Annotated in this window: 3 rRNA genes; all 3 read left to right on the plus strand. The window is 58.6% G+C overall.

Features of this window, described 5'->3' with window-relative positions:
* Positions 1–23: 23 nt before the first annotated feature.
* Positions 24–1,545 (plus strand): 16S ribosomal RNA (locus ACTWPP_RS44780).
* Positions 1,546–1,975: 430 nt separating this feature from the next.
* A 23S ribosomal RNA gene (locus ACTWPP_RS44785) occupies positions 1,976–5,089 on the plus strand.
* A 169-nt stretch (positions 5,090–5,258) separates the two neighbouring features.
* Positions 5,259–5,375 (plus strand): 5S ribosomal RNA (gene rrf, locus ACTWPP_RS44790).
* The 16S, 23S and 5S rRNA genes sit together here, the layout of an rRNA operon.
* The last annotated feature ends 1 nt before the right edge of the window (position 5,376 follow it).

Below are 5,376 nucleotides of genomic sequence, written 5' to 3' on the forward strand. Positions count from 1 at the left end.
GTTCTCTGGTTGGTCGTTGTGCCTTAATGGAGAGTTTGATCCTGGCTCAGGACGAACGCTGGCGGCGTGCTTAACACATGCAAGTCGAGCGGAAAGGCCCCTTTGGGGGTACTCGAGCGGCGAACGGGTGAGTAACACGTGAGCAACCTGCCCCTGACTTCGGGATAAGCCTGGGAAACTGGGTCTAATACCGGGTATGACTCATCACCGCATGGTGTGTGGGTGGAAAGTTTTTCGGTTGGGGATGGGCTCGCGGCCTATCAGCTTGTTGGTGGGGTGATGGCCTACCAAGGCGACGACGGGTAACCGGCCTGAGAGGGCGACCGGTCACACTGGGACTGAGACACGGCCCAGACTCCTACGGGAGGCAGCAGTGGGGAATATTGCGCAATGGGCGGAAGCCTGACGCAGCGACGCCGCGTGGGGGATGACGGCCTTCGGGTTGTAAACCTCTTTCAGCAGGGACGAAGCTTATGTGACGGTACCTGCAGAAGAAGCGCCGGCTAACTACGTGCCAGCAGCCGCGGTAATACGTAGGGCGCAAGCGTTGTCCGGAATTATTGGGCGTAAAGAGCTCGTAGGCGGTTTGTCGCGTCTGTCGTGAAAGCCCACGGCTTAACTGTGGGTCTGCGGTGGATACGGGCAGACTAGAGGCAGGTAGGGGAGAATGGAATTCCCGGTGTAGCGGTGAAATGCGCAGATATCGGGAGGAACACCGGTGGCGAAGGCGGTTCTCTGGGCCTGTACTGACGCTGAGGAGCGAAAGCGTGGGGAGCGAACAGGATTAGATACCCTGGTAGTCCACGCCGTAAACGTTGGGCGCTAGGTGTGGGGTCCTTCCACGGATTCCGCGCCGCAGCTAACGCATTAAGCGCCCCGCCTGGGGAGTACGGCCGCAAGGCTAAAACTCAAAGGAATTGACGGGGGCCCGCACAAGCGGCGGAGCATGTTGCTTAATTCGACGCAACGCGAAGAACCTTACCAAGGCTTGACATCGCCGGAAAACCCGCAGAGATGCGGGGTCCTTTTTGGGCCGGTGACAGGTGGTGCATGGCTGTCGTCAGCTCGTGTCGTGAGATGTTGGGTTAAGTCCCGCAACGAGCGCAACCCTCGTTCCATGTTGCCAGCACATTGTGGTGGGGACTCATGGGAGACCGCCGGGGTCAACTCGGAGGAAGGTGGGGATGACGTCAAGTCATCATGCCCCTTATGTCTTGGGCTGCAAACATGCTACAATGGCCGGTACAGAGGGCTGCGATACCGTGAGGTGGAGCGAATCCCTTAAAGCCGGTCTCAGTTCGGATCGAAGTCTGCAACTCGACTTCGTGAAGTCGGAGTCGCTAGTAATCGCAGATCAGCAACGCTGCGGTGAATACGTTCCCGGGCCTTGTACACACCGCCCGTCACGTCACGAAAGTCGGCAACACCCGAAGCCCGTGGCCCAACCGCCTTGTGTGGGGGGAGCGGTCGAAGGTGGGGCCGGCGATTGGGACGAAGTCGTAACAAGGTAGCCGTACCGGAAGGTGCGGCTGGATCACCTCCTTTCTAAGGAGCACAAGCTGGCCGGCGTGGATCTTCCCCTGCGGGGGTGGATGCGCGGGCCGGTGGCCATCGTTGACGGCGGATGTCCGTCAGGTGGCTGCTCATGGATGTGGAGCACTGGCTACTCACCAGGCCGCCTGTGCGGCTCGGCAAGTACCGTCGCGTGGACTTCAGGGTCTGCGGGGAGTGGGAACGGCGAGCTCCGGGTGGGTGGGCTGGTGGACACGCTGTTGGGTCCTGAGGGAACGGGTACGTTTCTTCGGATTGCGGGGCCGGGGCCGCACCTCTTCGCGGGGGTGTGGTTTTGGTGGGCCCGGTTGTTTTTTGAGAACTGCACAGTGGACGCGAGCATCTCTGGCGAGATCTTGTTCTTCCCGGTTTGTTTTCGGGTGGGGCGGGGTCTTGTCTGCGATTTGTTTTGATCGTTTTGTGTGTTCAAGTTTTTAAGGGCATACGGTGGATGCCTTGGCATCAGGAGCCGATGAAGGACGTGGGAGCCTGCGATATGCCTCGGGGAGTCGGCAACCAGACTTTGATCCGGGGATTTCCGAATGGGGAAACCTGGCACTCGTCATGGGGTGTCGCCGCCGTCTGAATGTATAGGGCGGTTGGTGGGAACGCGGGGAAGTGAAACATCTCAGTACCCGCAGGAAGAGAAAACAATAGTGATTCCGTGAGTAGTGGTGAGCGAAAGCGGAGGAGCCTAAACCGTGCGCGTGTGATAGCCGGCAGGCGTTGCGTGTGCGGGGTTGTGGGACCGCCTTGATCTGGCTGCCGCTGGGTCGAAGAGTTACAAAGTATCGTGGTAGTCGAATGGCATGGGAAGGCCGACCGTAGACGGTGAGAGTCCGGTAGACGAAACTGCGATGTCTCTTGGGTGTGTTCCCGAGTAGCACGGGGCCCGTGAAATCCTGTGTGAATCTGCCACGACCACGTGGTAAGGCTGAATACTTCCTGGTGACCGATAGCGGATCAGTACCGTGAGGGAATGGTGAAAAGTGCCCCGGTGAGGGGTCGTGAAAGAGTACCTGAAACCGTGTGCCTACAAGCCGTCAGAGCCTCCTCCGGGATCACTTGTGGTTCTGGTTGGTGATGGCGTGCCTTTTGAAGAATGAGCCTGCGAGTTATGGTGTGTGGCGAGGTTAACCGGTGGCGGGTAGCCGTAGCGAAAGCGAGTCTGAATAGGGCGTTTTTAGTCGCATGCTGTAGACCCGAAGCGGGGTGATCTAGCCATGGGCAGGGTGAAGCGCCGGTAAGACGGTGTGGAGGCCCGAACCCACCAGGGTTGAAAACCTGGGGGATGACCTGTGGTTAGGGGTGAAAGGCCAATCAAACTCCGTGATAGCTGGTTCTCCCCGAAATGCATTTAGGTGCAGCGTTGCGTGTTTCTTGCCGGAGGTAGAGCTACTGGATGGCTGATGGGCCCTACAAGGTTACTGACGTCAGCCAAACTCCGAATGCCGGTAAGTGAGAGCGTGGCAGTGAGACTGCGGGGGATAAGCTTCGTAGTCGAGAGGGAAACAGCCCAGATCATCGGCTAAGGCCCCTAAGCGTGTGCTAAGTGGGAAAGGATGTGGAGTTGCCGTGACAACCAGGAGGTTGGCTTAGAAGCAGCCATCCTTGAAAGAGTGCGTAATAGCTCACTGGTCAAGTGATTCCGCGCCGACAATGTAGCGGGGCTCAAGCACACCGCCGAAGCCGTGGCATTGGATCCTTTGGGGTCTGATGGGTAGGGGAGCGTCCTGTAGCCGGCGAAGCCGCCGAGTGATCGAGTGGTGGAGGCTGCGGGAGTGAGAATGCAGGCATGAGTAGCGAATCACACGTGAGAAACGTGTGCGCCGGATGACCAAGGGTTCCTGGGGCAGGCTAATCCGCCCAGGGTAAGTCGGGACCTAAGGCGAGGCCGACAGGCGTAGTCGATGGACAACGGGTTGATATTCCCGTACCCGCTGGTATGCGCCAACGCTGAATCCTCTGATGCTAAGACCCTGAATCCTGGCCGGTGCCTTCGGGTGCTGGTTGGGCCTAGCGGTCGGTCCGAGGGGGTAGTAGGTGAGTGATGGGGTGACGCAGGAGGGTAGCTCAGCCCAGGCGGTGGTTGTCCTGGGGTAAGCATGTAGCCCGGTGTGCAGGTAAATCCGCATGCCGTATGTGGGTGAGATGTGATGCCGAGCCGTTTTAGGTGAAGTGAGTGATCCCATGCTGTCGAGAAAAGCCTCTAGCGAGTGTACTGGCGGCCCGTACCCCAAACCGACTCAGGTGGTCAGGTAGAGAATACCAAGGCGATCGGGTGAACTGTGGTTAAGGAACTCGGCAAATTGCCCCCGTAACTTTGGGAGAAGGGGGGCCACGTTCGGTGATGGAGTTTTCCTTCGGAGCTGGGTGTGGTCGCAGTGGCCAGGGGGAAGCGACTGTTTACTAAAAACACAGGTCCGTGCGAAGTCGTAAGACGCTGTATACGGACTGACGCCTGCCCGGTGCCGGAACGTTAAGAGGACCGGTTAGACCTTTTTGGGGTCGAGGCTGAGAATCTAAGCGCCGGTAAACGGCGGTGGTAACTATAACCATCCTAAGGTAGCGAAATTCCTTGTCGGGTAAGTTCCGACCTGCACGAATGGCGTAACGACTTCCCCGCTGTCTCAACCACAGGCCCGGCGAAATTGCAGTACGAGTAAAGATGCTCGTTTCGCGCAGCAGGACGGAAAGACCCCGGGACCTTCACTATAGCTTGGCATTGGCGTTTGGAGCGTCTTGTGTAGGATAGGTGGGAGACTGTGAAGCCGGCACGCCAGTGTCGGTGGAGTCGTTGGTGAAATACCACTCTGGTCGTTTTGAGCGTCTAACCCGCGCCCGTGTATCCGGGTGGGGGACAGTGCCTGGTGGGTAGTTTAACTGGGGCGGTTGCCTCCTAAAGTGTAACGGAGGCGCCCAAAGGTTCCCTCAGCCTGGTTGGCAATCAGGTGGCGAGTGTAAGGGCACAAGGGAGCTTGACTGTGAGACGGACGTGTCGAGCAGGTGCGAAAGCAGGGCCTAGTGATCCGGCACCTACGTGTGGAAGTGGTGTCGCTCAACGGCTAAAAGGTACCCCGGGGATAACAGGCTGATCTTCCCCAAGAGTCCATATCGACGGGATGGTTTGGCACCTCGATGTCGGCTCGTCGCATCCTGGGGCTGGAGTAGGTCCCAAGGGTTGGGCTGTTCGCCCATTAAAGCGGCACGCGAGCTGGGTTTAGAACGTCGCGAGACAGTTCGGTCCCTATCCGCTGCGCGCGTAGGAGAATTGTGAGGGTCTGTCCCTAGTACGAGAGGACCGGGACGGACGAACCTCTGGTGTGCCAGTTGTCCCGCCAGGGGCACGGCTGGTTGGCTACGTTCGGTCGGGATAACCGCTGAAAGCATCTAAGCGGGAAGCCTTCCTCGAGATGAGTTCTCCCTCCCACTTCGGTGGGGTAAGGCCCCCAAGAGACGATTGGGTTGATAGGCCGGGGATGGAAGCGCGGTAACGTGTGGAGTCGACCGGTACTAATAGGCCGAGTGGCTTGAACACACAATGCGTTCAATCCGGATCGCTGTATGAGCAGAGAGTGTGTTCGCGTCCCTGTGTGGTTCTCAGGAAACAACCCGAGCAACCCGCACATAACAGAAGATGGTTTGTCGAGCCTGGCTCGTGAATGTTGACTTGCCTGCCCTGTGGTTTCGGGTGGTGCGTTGAGATGTTCGGTGGTTTTGGCGAGGGGGAAACACCCGGTCCCATCCCGAACCCGGAAGTTAAGCCCTTCAGCGCCGATGGTACTGCACGGGAGACTGTGTGGGAGAGTAGGACGCCGCCGGACT

The sequence above is a fragment of the Actinomadura sp. 3N407 genome, from assembly GCF_052245875.1.
Lineage (GTDB): Bacteria > Actinomycetota > Actinomycetes > Streptosporangiales > Streptosporangiaceae > Spirillospora.